Below are 16,922 nucleotides of genomic sequence, written 5' to 3' on the forward strand. Positions count from 1 at the left end.
TCACTACAGAGTCTTGCAAACACCCGTTCATCCGAGCGGGTGTTTCTATTTTGAAGCTATTTCAAAGGATTGATTTCTTGTGAAAACAGCTTGGTCAGAGTATTTGTTTTGTACGGCCAGTACGGCCAGAACATATTTCGAATACGTGTGTGGGTTACGGGAGCACACGGGGTGAGAAAGGGTTCTGGCGGGGTGCCGGAACCCTTTTTTCAGTTTTATGGATCAGTTTTACCCATTGCGCAGACGCGCGACCATTCCGTGTCTGTGACAGGTTGAACCGACAGGCGTGAACTGCGTACCAGCGCCATATCTGCTAGGCTTTCTTCAGACTTTATCATCTCAAGTGTGACGGGTGATGCAAAGGGACGTACCGCACGGATATCCACACAGTCCCAACGGGGATCATCAGTCGTGCTATCTGGATGGGCGGCAGCGCAGACCTCAACAATACCGACAACGGCCTTTTCTTTTTGGGAATGGTAGAAAAACCCCAGATCACCCACGCTCATTTCACGCATGAAATTACGTGCTTGATAGTTGCGCACACCGTCCCATTCCTCGCCTATGTCGCCCTTTGCCACCTGATCGTCCCAGCCCCAGACAGAAGGTTCTGATTTGAACAGCCAATAGCGCATCAGCCGATCACCTTTTTCCATTCGGTCAACGTGACGCGCTCAAACAGTCCGGCCTTTGCATAGGGATCATTCGCGGCCCATCTTTCGGCCGTTGCCATGTCCGGTACGTCCAGCACAATCATAGATCCACACATGCCACCATCCGCATCAATCAGCGGTCCCGCTAGATGTACGTAGTCTGTGCTTTTAAGGTAATCCACATGCGCGGGACGGTTTTCCATCCGCACGTCAAGCGCGCCGGATTTGTCGTGGGCCATCAAACAAACAAGCATATTATTCTTCCTTTAAGGGTCGGGTGAGCAGGCTATGCACTGCGGTTTTCACATCTAACGATTTATCCAGTAGCCCAGCAACGGCCATTGTGATCGGCATCTCCAGCTTTGCGTCTTTCGCCACTTGTGCCATGGCGCGGGCGGTAGCGGCGCCTTCGACTGTGATAGTTCCGTCAAAAACCTCACCACGCCCAAGCGATAGCCCGAGGCGATAGTTGCGTGATCCTTCGGAGGTGCAGGTAAGTGTAAGATCGCCAAATCCTGAAAGCCCTGCAAGCGTATCAGCATCGGCCCCTTTATGTGCTGCCATGCGCTGCATTTCGGCGTATCCCCGTGTCATCAACGCCGCTCGTGCACTTTCTCCCATGCCCGCACCCATTGCCGTTCCACAAGCAATCGCAACCACGTTTTTCAGCGCGCCACCCAGCTCTGCTCCGATGGTATCGTGGGTCCTGTACAGTCGCAGATTGGGCGTGGTCAGCTGCTGTTGTAATGCACGTGCTGTTTGAGCGTCTTTGCATGCAAGCGTCAGTGCGGTTGGCAAGCCGTGTGCGATGTCAATTGCAAAGCTGGGGCCTGTCAGGATGGCGCTATGTGCTGTCGGTACCTCTTGTGCAATGACTTCGACAGGGCCAGCGCCAGTGCTTAGCTCGATCCCTTTGCAGCAAGCTACAAGCGTTTTACGGGCGAGCAGATCGGCATTGCTGTGCAGAAACCCGCGCAGTTGCTGCATCGGCAGCGCCAGCAGAACCGTTTGCACCGACAGTGCCGCCCTCAGATCATCCGTCACAGTCAGCGCGTCGGGGAAGGGGCAATCCGGCAGGCGGTGTGCGTTCTGGCGGCTACGCTGCATATCGCCTGCATTACGCGCCCAAAGGGTAACTGGGTGTTGACCTGCCAACGAGATGGCCAGTGCAGTACCAAATGCGCCAGCGCCCAAGATCGCAATGCTCATGCCTTGGCCCCCTTTTTGCCACTGCCCAGCATGGCGGGTGCTGCCTGATCCAAAGGCCAACGGGGGCGTGCTGACAATTCCATACCATCGGGCACACGCGTATTCATTTGCTCAAGCGCCGCGTAGGCGATCATAGCTGCATTATCAGTACAAAGGGCCAAAGGGGGCGCAATGAATTTGGCCCCGAAGTTCTTGGCAGTCGTTTCTAATGCCGTCCGAATGGCCATGTTTGCCGCAACGCCACCTGCAACGCAAATGCTGGGATTTTTAGAGAGAGGGGCATATTCATCAAGAGCACGGCGCGTTTTTTCTGCCAGAACATCGACGACAGCGGCCTGAAACCCTGCCGCTAGATCGGCTTGGTCTCGGGCGGCGAGTTCACCGTCTGACATCAGGCTGTCGCGCTGGCGCAGCACCGCCGTTTTGAGACCCGAGAATGACATGTCACATCCCGCACGGTCCAGCAGAGGGCGGGGCAGTTTGAACCGTTTTGCATCACCGGCTTTGGCACGTGTTTCGATCGCGGGACCGCCTGGTTGGGGGAGGGCCAGCAGGCGTGCCACTTTGTCAAACGCTTCGCCAGGAGCGTCATCAATTGTGCCACCCAACCGCTGAAACTGGTCTGGGCCTGATACGATCAAAAACTGACAATGGCCGCCCGAAACCAACAACATCAAAAAGGGATAAGCCACCGCATCTGTCAGGCGCGGAGTCAGGGCGTGCCCCGCCAGATGGTTCACACCAAAGAGCGGGATACCACGCGCCAAGGCAATTCCTTTGGCGCACATTACACCTGATACAACACCACCAATCAGGCCCGGCCCTGCGGTTACGGCAACGGCGTCGATATCGCTCAGGCTCAGATGTGCGGCATCCAGCGCCTGTTGAACGCATGTATCGATCTTTTCCGCGTGGGCGCGGGCTGCGATTTCAGGCACGACGCCGCCGAAATCCGCGTGCAATTCTGTCTGGCCCAACACGATTGAGGATAGCACCTTTGCATCACCAGCCTGCCCGCGCAGAACGGCGGCAGCGGTATCATCACAGCTGCTTTCAATACCGAGGATCGTTATCGAAGTCATGTTATGGCTGTTTCCGTTGCGAAGAGGATGCGGGGCAGGTAACACTGTAACGCGCGGCAAACAATCCTGAGAGCGGTATCGTGCATGACCTCCACCACCCTAATGCTGACGCGACCCCGCTCTAGCGCACAGGCTTTTGTTGACAGTCTTTCACAGCAGGCGGTGGCTGCTGTCGATATTGTCATAGCGCCGTTAATGGAAATCGTGGTTACAAACGCCGTACTTGATCTTACGGGTGTTCGCAGTGTGATTTTCACTTCTGCCAATGGCGTGCATCATGGCCCCGAAGGCCAAGGCCGCATTGCTTTTTGCGTCGGTGCGCAAACAACCGATGCGGCACAAAAGCGCGGATGGATAGCCACCCAAGCGGGCGACACCGCCGGGGAGTTGATTGCCACGCTGATCGCACAACAACCCAAAGGACCAGCCTTGCATCTGGGCGGGGAGCATACACGAGGCGATATTGCACAAAAACTGACACAATGCGGGATCGAAACACGTCATGTCGCGATCTATGCGCAAAAGTTGGTATCGCTGGATGCTGATGGTCAGCAAGCGCTGAACGGGCCGTGTATTATCCCAGTTTTTTCCCCTCGAACTGGACAGCAGCTTGCCCAGCAAGCGCGGGGAAGGTTGCAAAATGCGCATATCGTTGCATTGAGCGATGCAGTTGCTGCCCCTTTGCTGGGTCAAAAGGTGGCCCAGATGCAAATATTGCCCGCGCCGCGCAGTGGATATATGAGGAAAGCTGTTGAAATCCTGTGCTTGGACCTCACCTTGCCTTGAGGGGATGAAGGATGCGGGATAAGCTACGCATGCTGGCCTCGGACCGAGGGCAAGAATCGAAAAAGGTATATGTTGTGGCGTCATCGAAAAAAACCGGACCTTCAAAGAGCAAATCCGCGAAGACCAAAGCAGCAGAATCCAAGATTGAAGACGCAGTCGTTATCGATGATACGGCCAAGTCCGACGATGCCCCCATTGAGAACGAGACTGTTCAGGATGCATCTGACACGGAAACAAGCGCACCAGAAACCGTGACCGAGCCTGCCGCAGCTGATGAGCCTGCGAGCGCAGACGAGACAGTAGCGCCTGATGCAGAGCCAGTTGAAAAACCAGCCGAGCCAGCGCCGGAGCCGGTGAGTGCGGCACCTGTTGCCGCCCCTGTTGAGGAAAAGCGCAATACTTTCCTGCCCCTCGTTTTGGGCGGTATCATTGCCGGTATCATCGGTTTCATGGCATCCGAGATGGATTTTTTTGGTAATGGTGATGCTGATATCACCACCAAACTGCGCAATGATTTGAATACCCAGCAAGAGCGCCTTGTGGCGCTGGAAACGGCTGAGCCTCCCGCGATAGAGATTCCCGAAGTCGACCTTTCCCCGTTGGAAGAGCAACTGACCGCGCTCGACGCGCGAATTGCTGCGTTGGAGGAACGGCCCGCAATTGTGGTGCCTGAGGGTGTAGATGCAGATGCTGCGGCCGCCTATGCTGCCGAGCTTGATGCACTGAAATCTTCTGTAGAGACCCAGCGGGACGAGATTGAAGCGCTGCTGAATAACGCCAAAAGCGTAGAGGAGGCCGCGGCCCAAGCAGCCACTGCCGCCAGTGCCCAAACCGCGATCGCAAAGATCGTATCTGCGATAGACGCAGGACAGCCGTTTCCCGACGCGTTCGCAGATCTAACAGCCCTAGATGTAGGCGAGATTGACCCCGCGCTGGGTGCTGTTGCCGCAGATGGCGTTGCAACTCTTAGCACTCTACAAGCTGAATTCCCCGATCAGGCGCGCACAGCACTTGCCACGGCCCGCGCCAGCGGTGTCGAGGAAGGGCAACTGGGTTTGGGTGGTTTCCTCAAGCGGTCGCTGGGGGCACGATCTGTTGCGCCGCGCGAAGGCGATGACCCTGACGCGGTACTATCGCGTGCGGAAGCAGCGATAAAATCCGGCGATCTTAATGCGACATTGACTGAACTTGATACCCTGCCCGAAGAAGCGCAGGCTGCTATTGCAGATTGGCGCGCAGCGGCGGATGCCCGCGTTGCCGCACGCGCGGCAGCCGATGCTTTGGCACAACGCCTGACGGCAGACTAAGGAAAACAATATGCTCTGGTCCCTGATCAAAATAATCTTTTTTGTTGGCGTTATCGGCGCTTTGGCGTGGGGTGCTGGTTTCCTTCTGGAAGCGGACGGCGGCCTGCAGATTCGTGCGCTGGGGTATGAGCTGAACCCTGGTCCGCTTGAATCAGTCCTCTTGCTGGTCCTGCTGGTTGTTGCGGTCTGGATTTTGCTTAAGGTGATGTCCCTGCTGGTGGCGATTTGGAAATTCCTCAACGGAGACGAGACAGCACTGTCGCGGTATTTTGACCGTAACCGTGAGCGTAAGGGTTTTGAGGCGCTTTCCGAGGGTCTGATGGCGCTGGCAAGCGGCGAAGGTCGTCTGGCGATGGCAAAGGCCGCAAAAGCTGACAAATACCTTAACAAGCCCGAGCTGACCAACTTGTTAACCGCCCAAGCTGCGGAACTGGCCGGTGACACGCGCAAAGCGGAAGAAACATACCGCAAGCTGGTCGAGAACGAGCAAACCCGTTTTGTCGGTGTGCGCGGTATCATGAAGCAAAAGCTGGCTGCCGGTGACAATGAGACTGCGCTGCAATTGGCTGAAAAGGCATTTGCGCTAAAGCCGAAACACGAGGAAACAGGCGATGTTCTGCTGCGGCTTCAGGCCGAGAAGGAGGATTGGACTGGTGCGCGCAAGACCTTGAGCGCCAAGCTGCGCAACGGCCAGCTGCCCCGCGATGTGCACAAACGCCGCGATGCTGTATTGGCCCTGTCCGAGGCGAAAGATGTAATTGCAGAAAGCAGCACCATCGAAAAACGCGAATCCGCGATTGAGGCGAACCGCCTTTCGCCCGATTTGATCCCTGCGGCCGTCATGGCGGCCCACAGCTATATCGATCAGAACAAGCCACGATACGCGACTCGTGTCCTGAAAAAAGCATGGGAGGCGCGGCCACACCCCGACCTTGCCGCAGCATTCGCGGCCATTGCGCCGGATGAAACACCCAATGCGCGCATCAAACGCTTTGCAGCGCTTACCAAAGTGAAGCCTGATCACCCAGAGACCAAAATGTTGCTGGCCGAGTTAAACATCGCGAACGAGGATTTCCCTGCCGCGCGTCGTGCGCTGGGCGATCTGGTTGAAACTGATCCCGACGCACGCTCTGTCACGCTCATGGCCGCGATTGAACGAGGCGAAGGTGCGTCTGACACGGTTGTAAAAGGCTGGTTGGCCCGCGCGATTGCTGTGCCACGCGGCCCGCAGTGGATCTGCGATAACTGTCAACACATCCACAATGATTGGAAACCGATCTGTGAAAACTGCTCCAGCTTCGATACGCTGGAATGGAAGCGCCCGCCCCAGAATGACGTGGCGATGCCCGCAGGGGTCCAGATGCTGCCGCTCATCGTTGGCGCATTGGAAGAACCTGTGGCTGAAGAACCTTCCAAGGATACGGCAAACATCGTGGATGCCGAGATCATCGACGCTGATGCTACACCAGAGCCCGATAAAGATATCAGATAGCCGGGCGGTCAAAGTATCTTTTTTCTAAAGGCGAGTAATGGCTGACACCTTTCATATCCGCGTACAAAATATGTCATGCGGAGCATGTGCCGCACGTGCGCAAAAGGCACTGGACGGCGTTGAGGGTATCAAAGGAGCAGCTGTTAATTTTGCAGACGAATCCGCACAGTTCACAGCAGGCTCGGCCAAAGCTTTAAAGGACGCGTTTGAGGCGCTTGATAATGCCGGATATCCGGGTGCGCTGAAGCAAGACGAAGATGCGAACAAGCGCCGTGAAGCTAAAGAAAACGATGTAAAGGCGCTGCGCCGCGCCACCTTGATTGCCGCTGTGTTGGCCTTGCCCGTATTCATTCTGGAAATGGGCAGCCATGTTTTTCCTGCAATGCATCATGCGATTCATAGCAGCATCGGGATTGAAACGTCGTGGCAGCTACAATCGGTACTCACCACGATATTGATGATTGGTCCTGGTGCGCGGTTTTTCCGGCGCGGTATACCTGCGCTGTTGCGCGGCGCGCCAGACATGAACAGCCTCGTCGCGCTGGGTACAGGCGCGGCCTATGTCTATTCCGTTTTTGTTTTGGCCGCACCCGAAGCCCTGCCTGAGCAATCGCGTGCTGTATACTTTGAATCGGCCTGCGTGATTATTGTGCTCATCCTGTTGGGTCGCTGGCTGGAAGCACGGGCAAAAACCCGTACAGGTGCCGCGATCGAACGGCTGGTTGGCTTGCGGCCAGACATGGCGCGGATTGAGATTGATGGCGAATGGTATGATCGTCCGGTGGAGCAGCTCACATCGGGTCAGCGGTTCCTTGTTCGCGCGGGAGAGCGGATTGCGGCGGACGGTGAGGTGGTCAGCGGTCATAGCGATGTGGATCAAAGCATGCTTACAGGGGAGCCGATGCCAGTGTCCAAATCTGCTGGCGATCCAGTTACAGGCGGAACGATAAACGCTGACGGTACTCTCGTTTGTGTTGCAACCAATACAGGAAGTGACAGCAAGCTCGCTCAGATAATCAGTTTGGTTGAAACAGCACAGGGCGCGCGGCTGCCCATTCAGGCGCTGGTTGATCAAATTACGCTTCGCTTTGTACCTGCTGTATTGGTGGTCGCAGTTCTGACGATGATCGTTTGGGGCCTTGTTGGACCGGAGCCAAAACTACCCTTTATGCTTGTTGTTGGTGTTTCTGTTCTGATCATTGCATGCCCTTGTGCGATGGGTCTTGCGACCCCCACATCCATTATGATTGGCACGGGCCGTGCGGCAGACTTGGGTGTGTTGTTTCGTACAGGTAATGCGCTGCAACACCTGCAAGGTGCGACGCTGGTTGCGTTTGATAAAACCGGCACGCTCACAGAGGGCAAGCCGAGCTTGAATGAGCTACTGCCAGCACAGGGTGTGGCGCAGGATGATGCGCTGGTTCTTGTCGCTGCCGTCGAGAGCGCGTCCCAACACCCACTTGCCCGTGCGATCATGGCTGCTGCGGCAACACATACCCTTCCGACAGCGAAAGATGTGACCGCGTCACCCGGACGGGGTGTGAGCGGTGAAGTGAACGATGCCCTCATCGCTGTTGGGAAACACAGCTGGCTTACCGAGGCGGGTGTTGATCTATCCCAGTTTGATGCCCCTCGCGAAGCCGCGGAAGCCAAAGGTCAGACAGTGTTTTTTGCTGCGCGTAGCGGTAAGCCCCTCGCTATGCTGGCCTTATCCGATACTGTGAAACAGGGTGCGAAGCAGGCTGTTGATGCGCTTAAGGCGCGGGGTATACGGGTTGCGCTGGTCAGTGGCGATAGTGAAGCTGCTGTAGCTTACTTCGCAGATCATCTGGGTATTTCGACCTTTGTATCCAATGTTTTGCCAGAAGGAAAAATAGCTGCATTGGATGGTTTGAAGCATCCTGATGATGTGATTGCTTTTGTTGGTGACGGTATCAACGATGCGCCTGCTTTGGCCCATGCCGATATCGGTATTGCGGTTGGCACAGGCACGGATGTCGCGATTGATGCAGCGGATGTGATTTTGATGGGCGGTGATCCGGCGGGCGTTGCGGTTGCCGTAACGGCCTCGCAGCAGACAATGCGGAACATCCGTCAGAACCTTGTCTGGGCATTCGGATATAACGTGGCGTTGATCCCTGTTGCCGCAGGGGTCCTCTATCCATTTTTCGGGATACTTTTGTCGCCCGCTTTGGCCGCGGGAGCGATGGGGCTTTCATCGCTGTTCGTACTAACCAATGCGTTGCGCTTGCGCGGTATGAAAGCATAGGGCCACCCGCATACGGGATGGCCCTTATTCTCAGAAATCGAGGTTTTCGACGTTCAGCGCGTTTTGCTGGATGAACTCACGGCGCGGCTCGACGACGTCGCCCATCAGCTTGGTGAACAGGTCATCAGCTTCGGCCATGTCCTCAACCTTGACCTGCAACAGGGTGCGCGCATCAGGATCTAGTGTGGTTTCCCACAACTGATCCGGGTTCATCTCGCCCAGACCTTTATAGCGCTGCAAGGAAAGGCCTTTTTCACCTTCAGTTAAAACCGCGTTCAACAGGTCCATCGGACCGTTGATTAGTTGTGAGCGGTCCTTGCGCACCAACGTTGCGGGCAGGTTATAGACGTCCTGCAGATGTTCGGTGAAGGTGCCAGACTTGCGCGCTTCACCACCGCGCAGCATTTTGCCGTCCAATGTGCGGACCTCTTCAACGCCGCGCAGGATGCGGGCCAGTTTGATGCCGTGATCCTGAGTGATGCGGCCCTGCCAACCACGCTCGTATTCCAGCGCAATCAGATCCAGACGTTTGGCAACCTTGTCAGCGACACCTTGCAGGTCACTGTCTACTGCGCCGGGTACAAAGGCACCTGCAATGGCGGCTTGTTCAAGGATGTGACGGGGATAGTGGGTGGGGAAGGCCTCCAGCACGCGGCGCATCTGGCGGGCGTATTCGACTACACGGGCCAAATCCTGTCCTGTGATCTCTTCACCATTGCCTTGGCGTAACATCGCACCGTCGATGCCTTGCTGGATCAGGTATTCCTCCATCGCGGCCTGATCTTTCAAATAGACCTCGGATTTGCCACGCGACACTTTGTAGAGCGGTGGTTGCGCAATGTAGAGATGCCCGTTCTCGATCAGCTGCGGCATTTGACGGTAGAAGAACGTGAGCAGCAGGGTACGGATGTGTGCCCCGTCTACGTCCGCGTCTGTCATGATGACAATCTTATGATAGCGTAGCTTATCGATGTTAAACTCATCCCGCCCAATGCCGGTGCCCAGTGCCATCACAAGGTTGCCGATCTCTTGGCTGCCCAACATCCTGTCGAACCGTGCGCGCTCCACGTTCAGAATCTTGCCTTTTAGAGGCAGGATCGCCTGTGTTTGACGGTCACGTCCGGTTTGGGCAGAGCCCCCAGCGGAATCACCCTCCACCAAAAACACTTCGGTCTTGGAAGGATCTTTCTCGGAGCAGTCTTTGAGCTTACCTGCGAGAAAGTTCACATCCATCGCCGTCTTGCGCCGCGTCAGATCACGGGCTTTGCGCGCGGCTTCGCGGGCATGGGCAGCCTCTATGATCTTGCTCACCACGATCTTGGCGATCTGTGGGTTCTCTTCAAACCATTCCGCCAGCTTTTCATTTACCAAGCCTTCAACCGCCGGACGCACCTCCGAAGAGACAAGCTTGTCTTTGGTCTGAGAGCTGAACTTTGGATCAGGCACTTTGACACTCAACACGCAGGTCAGCCCTTCGCGGGCATCATCACCCGTGAAGGTAACCTTCTCTTTCTTCGCGATCCCGCTCGACTGGGCATAGTTGTTGATCGTTCTTGTCAGCGCACCGCGAAATCCTGCCATATGCGTGCCGCCATCCCGCTGCGGGATGTTGTTTGTAAAGGGCAGGACATTCTCGTGATAGCTGTCGTTCCACCACATCGCCACTTCAACGCCGATATCGTCCTTTTCGCCGGTGATAAAGATCGGCTCGGGCAGGATCGAGGATTTGTTGCGGTCGAGGTATTTTACGAACTCTTTCACGCCACCATCATAGTAAAGGATGGTCTCAAGCGCCTCTGTGGGCCGCTCGTCGCGCAAGATGATCTTGACGCCAGAGTTCAGGAAGGCCAGTTCGCGCAGGCGTTTTTCCAGCGTTTCAAAAGAGTATTCAAGGTTCGAGAATGTCTCGGTCGAAGCAAGGAAACGCACTTCGGTTCCGGTACGATCAGTCGCGCCCAGTGTCTCCAGATGCTTGGTGGTAAAGCCACCTTCAAAACGCGCAACATGCTCGAACCCGTCGCGCCAGACGCGCAGCTCCAGCCAATCGCTCAGTGCGTTTACGACAGATACGCCAACACCGTGCAAGCCGCCTGATACTTTGTAGGAATTGCTGTCGAATTTGCCGCCCGCGTGTAGCTGGGTCATGATGACCTCGGCTGCGGATACGCCCTCTTCTTCGTGAATGCCCACGGGTACGCCGCGCCCGTTATCTGACACCGAAACCGAGCTGTCGTCGTGGATTGTCACTGCAACATGGTCCGCATGACCAGCAAGTGCCTCGTCGATACCGTTATCGACGACCTCGTACACCATGTGGTGCAGGCCAGAGCCATCGTCGGTATCACCAATATACATACCCGGACGCTTGCGAACCGCTTCCAAGCCCTTGAGAACCTTGATGGAATTGGCGCCGTATTCTTCGGGGGTCTGCTCTGTCTCGGACATTGGGGTCATCCTGTTATTCAATCCCCAAAATATACCGTTCAAAGCACTGATTGTCACGCTTAACACACAATATTTTGTGGTTTGCCGAACGTGAAATCAAGCCTGAACCGTCACGTTTGAAATACCGTCCGTTTCGCTGACCAGCAGCTTCTGCGCGCGGTCGCCAATTGCATCAAAAAGACCGTCATCGGTGCCTGTCATCCACGCTTGTGCGCCCAGCGCGACAATCTCGTCATAGAGGGCTGCGCGGCGACCTGCATCCAGATGTGCGGCCACCTCATCCAGCAGCAAAAGAGGGGGTGCGCCAAAGTCCGCAGCCAACGCGCGGGCGTTGGCGAGGATCAGCGAGACCAGAAGCGCTTTCTGCTCGCCTGTAGAGCAATCGCGCGCCGCAATGCCTTTGGCCGCAAATGTGCCGATCAGATCAGCGCGGTGCGGCCCGATAAGGGTGCGCCCCGCCGACAAATCGCGCATCCGGTTGTCTGAAAGGGCAGCGCGCATCGCCTCGACATCGTCTGGCATATCGCACTCAAGCGTGAGGCTGGCTGTAGGAAAGGTGGTTTCTGCAGCGTCCTGCGCCGCGGCAAGAGCGCTCAGCGCGTACTGGCGGTTGTGGTGGATGGCAACGCCTGTTTCAGCCATGCGCGCCTCTAGTGCCGCGTACCATGACGGCTCGCGCACCATATCTTTGAGCAACCTGTTCCGTTCCCGCATTGCCTTTTCATAAGCCAATGAGATTTCCGCGTGATCTGGCAGAAAGCTAAGCGTCATCCGGTCCAGAAACCGTCGGCGCCCTTCTGCCCCTTCTATCCAGAGCCGGTCCATTGACGGGATAAGCCATAGGACACGGGCGATACGCCCAAGAGCGGTTTGAGGGGCTGGCTTGCTATCAATCCGAACCTGCCGCGCACTCCCTTTCTCCGAAACCACCTCTACTTCACTGACGCCCAACGGTCCGTGCAGCAGTGCAGTAATCTTCCAGCCCAGCGCCTCTGGTCTACGGGTCATATCCTCGGCGCTTGACCGCCGGAGCCCACGACCGGGGGACAGCAATGATATGGCTTCCAGAATGTTCGTTTTGCCAGCACCATTGTCGCCGTGAATGGCGACAGGCCGAGGGTCCATTTCCAGCACGGCACGTTTATGTGACCGGAAATGTGAAAGCGTCAGGTTTGACAGATAGAGACTGGCCATCAGATTGAGCCGTCTTCTTTCAAATAAAACGGCCGGAATTTTTCGAAAATTCCGATATTCTTACACACGCATCGGCATAACGACATAGACCGCAGAGGTGTCGTTACCCTCACGCATCAATGTCGGATCGCCAGAGGAGTTAAAAAGGAAAACCGCGTTTTCGCGATCTACCTGAGAGGCGATTTCCAACAGGTACTTTGCGTTAAACCCGATTTCCAAGCGCTCGTCGCTATATGCTACGGCCAGCTCTTCCTCGGCGGCACCACTGTCAGGTGCGTTGACGGACAGGATCAGGCGGTCTTCGTCCAGTTGCAATTTAACTGCGCGCGACCGCTCCGAGCTGACAGTCGCCACGCGGTCAACGGCGCGTGCGAAATCGGCGGCGTCTACTTCCAGCTTACGGGTGTTGCCCTGCGGAATAACGCGGGTGTAATCGGGGAATGTCCCGTCGATCACTTTGGAGGTCAGAGTGATTTGTGGTGTGGCAAAGCGGATCTTGGTTTCCGACACCGATACGGCGATTTTCATATCATCGTCATCCAGCAGCTTGCGCAGCTCACCCACAGTTTTGCGTGGCACGATGACACCAGGCATCTCGGCCGCGCCCTCTGGCATGTCGGCATCAATGCGGGCCAGTCGATGACCATCGGTGGCGACGCAGCGCAGCATCTTGCCGCCATCTGCTTCCGCGATGTGCATATAGACACCGTTCAAGTAATAGCGTGTCTCTTCTGTCGAAATCGCAAATTTGGATTTGTCGAACAACCGGCGCAGGACGGCGGCATTGGCGGAAAAATTCGAGGCGTACTCAGAGGACGCCATCACTGGAAAATCTTCCTTGGGCAATGTCGCCAAAGAGAAATTCGAGCGTCCCGCCTCGACTGTCAGACGACCTGCCGCATTGTCTGCGGTCAAAGACACCAGCGCACCATCGGGCAGTTTGCGCACAATCTCGTGTAGCGTCGTTGCGGCAACAGTCGTTGCGCCTGCGCGCTCGACCTGAGCGGGGGCTTTGTCCACCACTTCGATATCCAGATCGGTGGCGCGGAACGATACATCGCTGCCTTCTGCTTCGATCAACACGTTGGCAAGGATCGGAATTGTATTCCGGCGCTCTACAACCGATTGTGCCTGAGACACGGCCTTAAGCAACGCGGCGCGTTCGATGCTGAATTTCATATGCCAATCTCCACTGCACAGGTTTGCGAGACGTCAAATTACTCTCTTCGCGCCCAATCACAAGACCTAAGCAGCGTCAGACGAAAAAGGCGACCCTGCGAAGGGCCGCCCTGTGGCAACACTGCATCTTTTAGGATGCTTAAGCCTCTAACGTACGGCGCAGCAGCTCGAGGTCCTCGGCGATTTGCCCGTCCGAGACTTTAAGTTCTTCAATGCGTTTAACGCCGTGCATGACAGTGGTGTGGTCGCGCCCGCCAAAACGACGGCCGATTTCAGGCAGTGAACGGCTTGTCATCTGCTTGCACAGATACATGGCCACCTGACGGGGGCGGGCATAGCTTCGCAACCGCTTGGGGCCGATCATATCTGAAAGCCGGATGTGATAGTGGTCGGACACCTCGCGCTGGATTTCCTCAACAGTGATTTTGCGTTCGGACGCGCGTAGTACATCTGCGAGACAGTCCTGTGTCAGTTCCATATCAATTTTGCGACCGACTAGTGAGGCAAAAGCGAACAGCCGCGTCAGCGCGCCCTCAAGAACACGAACATTGGTCGAGATACGGTGCGCTAGGAATTCGAGGATCCCATCATCCATCTCCAGCTCGGGGTAGGAGGCACGGTGGCTGTCGACTTTGGTCTGCAAGATGCCCAAACGCAGCTCGTAATCGGTGGGATGCAGATCAACGACCAGACCACACTGCAATCGCGACTTCACCCGCTCTTCAAGGTCTTTGATGTCCTGTGGGGCGCGGTCCGCGGAGATAATGATTTGTTTGTTCTGGTCTACCAGCGCGTTGAAAGTGTGAAAGAACTCTTCTTGCGTGCTGTCCTTACCTGCGATGAACTGGACGTCATCAACCATCAGCACATCAACAGTGCGGAAGATTTCTTTGAAATCCATCATCTTGCGATCGCGCAGAGCCTGCACAAAGCGGTACATGAACTGTTCTGCCGACAGATAAAGCACATTCAGCTCTGGTTTGCGGGCCGACAATTCTTGGGCGATTGCGTGCATCAGGTGGGTTTTGCCAAGACCGACACCGCCATAGAGGAAAAGCGGGTTGAAGGTAACAGGCCCACCCTCGGCGACACGGCGGGCTGCAGCATGCGCCAGTTCATTCGGTTTACCCACAACGAAAGTGTCAAAGGAGAAACGCTTTTCAAGCGGGGCGGTGTAGGTAGAGGATGTCTTTGCGGGTTTGGGTGCGACGGGGCGCTGTGTCTCTAAGGCGTCGGTGTGCTGCGTTGCGGGTTTTGCGGGTTTGCCAGCAACCTCGAACTTCAGACGGGACAGGGTTGCATCCATTGCCTTCATCTCATGCAAGATAAGATCGGCAAAGTTCTGGCTAACGTAGTTCCCGAAGAATGTTGTGGGCACCTGCACTGTTGCAATGCCGCCTTGCGACTGCCCCAGCATCAGCGGATCGATCCACGTGGTATAGTTGTTTTGTCCCACTGTCTTGAGAAGTCGCTGCTTGACGCTGCCCCATTCGTCTCGTGTCATTCGTACTCTACCGCCATCAATTGCGCCGCATATGCGACAATCACCCGACCAGACCTCCAGACAAAAACAGGTCGTACCGGTCCCAACGGAAACCGACCCTGCCTCTCGGACTGTTACTATGATGCGCACAAACCTGTGGCGTTTTCATGCCACTTGGATTGAACGTCACCGTTCTGACTATGTGACAGGCAAATGTGCCGGCAGCAGCATCTGCAACTCTTCTGGGGTGCCAGTATTGGCCCTCAGAGGTACCTTTGTTCCAGTGTGCCACCTCTAGCAAAATGGCGCTGCGAACTCGGGTCTGTCCCCCCACGATGTGAATCGCTCACTCTAACTACCAACTGCGCACGACACGGTTCAACAGAACTTATTTGTTGACTCTGTCTTTGCTCAAAAAGAATCTCACGGGCCTGTGAAAGGGCGCTGAAAACAACACAGGCGCCACCAATGGTGACGCCTGTGAAAAAAATTGCTTGGACTGTTTGGATCAGGCGATCGCTTTGACCCGTGCCGCCAGACGCGACATTTTACGCGCGGCTGTGTTTTTGTGATAAACGCCCTTTGTAACACCGCGCATCAGCTCTGGCTGTGCTGCTTTAAGTGCTGCAACGGCGTCGTCTTTTACGCCAGATTCGATTGCTTCTTCGACCTTGCGGATGAATGTGCGGATGCGTGAACGGCGGGCTTTGTTAATCGCAAAACGCTTTTCGTTCTGACGCGCGCGTTTTTTCGCCTGTGGGGTATTTGCCATGAGGATCGTCCTATCTATTTCAAGTCGTGTCAAAGCGAACAACCGCTCCCGTAAGGGAGGTCACCGATAGGTGATTCTAGCCAGAGCGGGCTGCACGCGCATGTATGACGCGGCCTATAGCGGGGTTTTGGTGGTCTTGTAAAGGTGCGGTGCGCGATGTTGGCATCCGTTGTTAGCGCGTTGTCGCGTTGCACAGGCCGATATCACGGCGTTTACTGTTCTCAAGCGGTTGAACAGACGGTCTTCTGGCGCCGCAAAACAGATCAGGCACCCTGATTGCATTAGATAAAAGGTACTATTCATGAGCGATGTAAAAGAATTCCATGTTGGCGAATTGGCCGACACTATGCCTGAGCTTACGCAGTACACGCCAAGCCCGTTCAAAAAAGGCCGTCCGCCCGAACCCTTGCAGTTTGAAATCAATGTCACAGCCGAGGCGCATGACCGCCAGAAGAAGTCCGGCATGGTGCAGGTCAACATCCCCGGCTTTTCTCCGGTAAAGCTATATTGTGACGAGCAAACCCCCGTTGGTGATGATACCGCGCCACCGCCGCTGGCGTTTTTGTCCGCAGGTATCGCATTTTGTCTGATGACCCATCTTACGGACATCTACACCGCGCGGAAAATCAAGATTAAGTCGATGAAGATCGAACAGCGCATGAAGTTTCAGACAAACCTGAGCAATATGCGTGATTTGGGTCATACCACCGAAGGCGAAACCATGGGTATCGAGACTCATGTTTTGATCGACAGTGACGAGCCACAGGAACGGATCATGGAGTTAATGGACGAGGCCGAAAACGCCTGCATGGCACATCACGCACTGCGCAATCCAATCTCGTGGGAATCGCGGCTGGTCTATAACGGCCAAGAAGTGCTCAAGCGCGAAGGCTAATATACGCGGCGCCAATACCCATGCACTGCTGGGTGTCTTTCGCCATTTCGCCTGCACGGCGCAGTGTGTTGGCGCCGCAGTTACATTGGATGCCGTGAAAGACGGTGTTCCACGCCCGCCGATGATCATGGTTGATCATCTGGCGTGCAGTGTTTG

At 55.8% G+C, this 16,922-nt stretch carries 14 protein-coding genes; 5 read left to right on the forward strand and 9 right to left on the reverse strand.

Features of this window, described 5'->3' with window-relative positions:
• Window positions 1-215 precede the first annotated feature (215 nt).
• Genes Q0903_RS06520 through tsaD form a run of 4 tightly spaced genes read right to left on the reverse strand, consistent with a single transcriptional unit; the run spans window position 216 to window position 2,944 of the window.
• On the reverse strand, window positions 216-635 hold the full coding sequence (locus tag Q0903_RS06520; protein ID WP_299026689.1) for an EVE domain-containing protein: 420 nt from the start codon (window positions 633-635) through the stop codon (window positions 216-218).
• Complete coding sequence (locus tag Q0903_RS06525) at window positions 635-907, reverse strand: YciI family protein (RefSeq protein ID WP_299413897.1); 273 nt, start codon at window positions 905-907, stop codon at window positions 635-637. The genes Q0903_RS06520 and Q0903_RS06525 overlap by 1 nt, the downstream gene beginning before the upstream one ends.
• Window position 908: 1 nt before the next feature.
• A complete protein-coding gene (locus Q0903_RS06530) occupies window positions 909-1,862 on the reverse strand; it encodes an NAD(P)H-dependent glycerol-3-phosphate dehydrogenase (protein WP_299413900.1) in 954 nt (317 codons plus the stop codon).
• Complete coding sequence (gene tsaD / locus Q0903_RS06535; RefSeq protein WP_299413903.1) at window positions 1,859-2,944, reverse strand: tRNA (adenosine(37)-N6)-threonylcarbamoyltransferase complex transferase subunit TsaD; 1,086 nt, start codon at window positions 2,942-2,944, stop codon at window positions 1,859-1,861. The genes Q0903_RS06530 and tsaD overlap by 4 nt, the downstream gene beginning before the upstream one ends.
• A gap of 84 nt (window positions 2,945-3,028) precedes the next feature.
• Between tsaD and Q0903_RS06540 the strand changes: the two genes are divergently transcribed.
• Genes Q0903_RS06540 through Q0903_RS06555 form a run of 4 tightly spaced genes read left to right on the forward strand, consistent with a single transcriptional unit; the run spans window position 3,029 to window position 8,798 of the window.
• Entirely contained in the window at window positions 3,029-3,730 is a 702-nt protein-coding gene (locus Q0903_RS06540; protein ID WP_299413906.1) for a uroporphyrinogen-III synthase, read from the forward strand.
• A gap of 11 nt (window positions 3,731-3,741) precedes the next feature.
• Window positions 3,742-5,037 carry a hypothetical protein gene (locus Q0903_RS06545; protein WP_299413909.1) on the forward strand — a complete coding sequence of 432 codons (1,296 nt, stop codon included), beginning with the start codon at window positions 3,742-3,744 and terminating at the stop codon, window positions 5,035-5,037.
• 10 nt (window positions 5,038-5,047) lie between these two features.
• Window positions 5,048-6,529, forward strand: a complete 1,482-nt coding sequence (locus tag Q0903_RS06550; protein WP_299413911.1) for a heme biosynthesis HemY N-terminal domain-containing protein — start codon at window positions 5,048-5,050, stop codon at window positions 6,527-6,529.
• A gap of 37 nt (window positions 6,530-6,566) precedes the next feature.
• Complete coding sequence (locus tag Q0903_RS06555; protein WP_299413913.1) at window positions 6,567-8,798, forward strand: heavy metal translocating P-type ATPase; 2,232 nt, start codon at window positions 6,567-6,569, stop codon at window positions 8,796-8,798.
• A gap of 30 nt (window positions 8,799-8,828) precedes the next feature.
• Here Q0903_RS06555 and gyrB read toward each other — a convergent pair whose 3' ends face one another.
• The 5 genes from gyrB to rpsT all read right to left on the reverse strand — a co-directional run bounded on the left by gyrB (window position 8,829) and on the right by rpsT (window position 15,871).
• Window positions 8,829-11,243 carry a DNA topoisomerase (ATP-hydrolyzing) subunit B gene (gene gyrB / locus Q0903_RS06560; protein WP_299026710.1) on the reverse strand — a complete coding sequence of 805 codons (2,415 nt, stop codon included), beginning with the start codon at window positions 11,241-11,243 and terminating at the stop codon, window positions 8,829-8,831.
• Window positions 11,244-11,339: 96 nt separating this feature from the next.
• Window positions 11,340-12,437, reverse strand: a complete 1,098-nt coding sequence (gene recF, locus Q0903_RS06565; RefSeq protein WP_299413916.1) for a DNA replication/repair protein RecF — start codon at window positions 12,435-12,437, stop codon at window positions 11,340-11,342.
• Between the two features lie 60 nt (window positions 12,438-12,497).
• Window positions 12,498-13,616 carry a DNA polymerase III subunit beta gene (dnaN, locus tag Q0903_RS06570; RefSeq protein ID WP_299026716.1) on the reverse strand — a complete coding sequence of 373 codons (1,119 nt, stop codon included), beginning with the start codon at window positions 13,614-13,616 and terminating at the stop codon, window positions 12,498-12,500.
• Window positions 13,617-13,755: 139 nt separating this feature from the next.
• Window positions 13,756-15,120 carry a chromosomal replication initiator protein DnaA gene (gene dnaA / locus Q0903_RS06575; RefSeq protein ID WP_299026719.1) on the reverse strand — a complete coding sequence of 455 codons (1,365 nt, stop codon included), beginning with the start codon at window positions 15,118-15,120 and terminating at the stop codon, window positions 13,756-13,758.
• Window positions 15,121-15,607: 487 nt separating this feature from the next.
• A complete protein-coding gene (gene rpsT, locus Q0903_RS06580) occupies window positions 15,608-15,871 on the reverse strand; it encodes a 30S ribosomal protein S20 (RefSeq protein WP_299026722.1) in 264 nt (87 codons plus the stop codon).
• A gap of 301 nt (window positions 15,872-16,172) precedes the next feature.
• Between rpsT and Q0903_RS06585 the strand changes: the two genes are divergently transcribed.
• Window positions 16,173-16,766: an OsmC family protein gene (locus Q0903_RS06585; protein ID WP_299413921.1), complete on the forward strand. Its 594-nt coding sequence runs from the start codon at window positions 16,173-16,175 to the stop codon at window positions 16,764-16,766.
• Window positions 16,767-16,922: the final 156 nt, after the last annotated feature.

The sequence above is a fragment of the uncultured Sulfitobacter sp. genome (genome assembly GCF_947502895.1).
Taxonomy (GTDB): domain Bacteria; phylum Pseudomonadota; class Alphaproteobacteria; order Rhodobacterales; family Rhodobacteraceae; genus Sulfitobacter.

Bases quoted from the DNA above. Each gene is read 5' to 3' on its own strand.
- Q0903_RS06520 (WP_299026689.1), bottom strand. From the start codon at position 635: ATGCGCTATTGGCTGTTCAAATCAGAACCTTCTGTCTGGGGCTGGGAC.
- Q0903_RS06525 (WP_299413897.1), bottom strand. From the start codon at position 907: ATGCTTGTTTGTTTGATGGCCCACGACAAATCCGGCGCGCTTGACGTG.
- Q0903_RS06530 (WP_299413900.1), bottom strand. From the start codon at position 1,862: ATGAGCATTGCGATCTTGGGCGCTGGCGCATTTGGTACTGCACTGGCC.
- tsaD (WP_299413903.1), bottom strand. From the start codon at position 2,944: ATGACTTCGATAACGATCCTCGGTATTGAAAGCAGCTGTGATGATACC.
- Q0903_RS06540 (WP_299413906.1), top strand. From the start codon at position 3,029: ATGACCTCCACCACCCTAATGCTGACGCGACCCCGCTCTAGCGCACAG.
- Q0903_RS06545 (WP_299413909.1), top strand. From the start codon at position 3,742: ATGCGGGATAAGCTACGCATGCTGGCCTCGGACCGAGGGCAAGAATCG.
- Q0903_RS06550 (WP_299413911.1), top strand. From the start codon at position 5,048: ATGCTCTGGTCCCTGATCAAAATAATCTTTTTTGTTGGCGTTATCGGC.
- Q0903_RS06555 (WP_299413913.1), top strand. From the start codon at position 6,567: ATGGCTGACACCTTTCATATCCGCGTACAAAATATGTCATGCGGAGCA.
- gyrB (WP_299026710.1), bottom strand. From the start codon at position 11,243: ATGTCCGAGACAGAGCAGACCCCCGAAGAATACGGCGCCAATTCCATC.
- recF (WP_299413916.1), bottom strand. From the start codon at position 12,437: ATGGCCAGTCTCTATCTGTCAAACCTGACGCTTTCACATTTCCGGTCA.
- dnaN (WP_299026716.1), bottom strand. From the start codon at position 13,616: ATGAAATTCAGCATCGAACGCGCCGCGTTGCTTAAGGCCGTGTCTCAG.
- dnaA (WP_299026719.1), bottom strand. From the start codon at position 15,120: ATGACACGAGACGAATGGGGCAGCGTCAAGCAGCGACTTCTCAAGACA.
- rpsT (WP_299026722.1), bottom strand. From the start codon at position 15,871: ATGGCAAATACCCCACAGGCGAAAAAACGCGCGCGTCAGAACGAAAAG.
- Q0903_RS06585 (WP_299413921.1), top strand. From the start codon at position 16,173: ATGAGCGATGTAAAAGAATTCCATGTTGGCGAATTGGCCGACACTATG.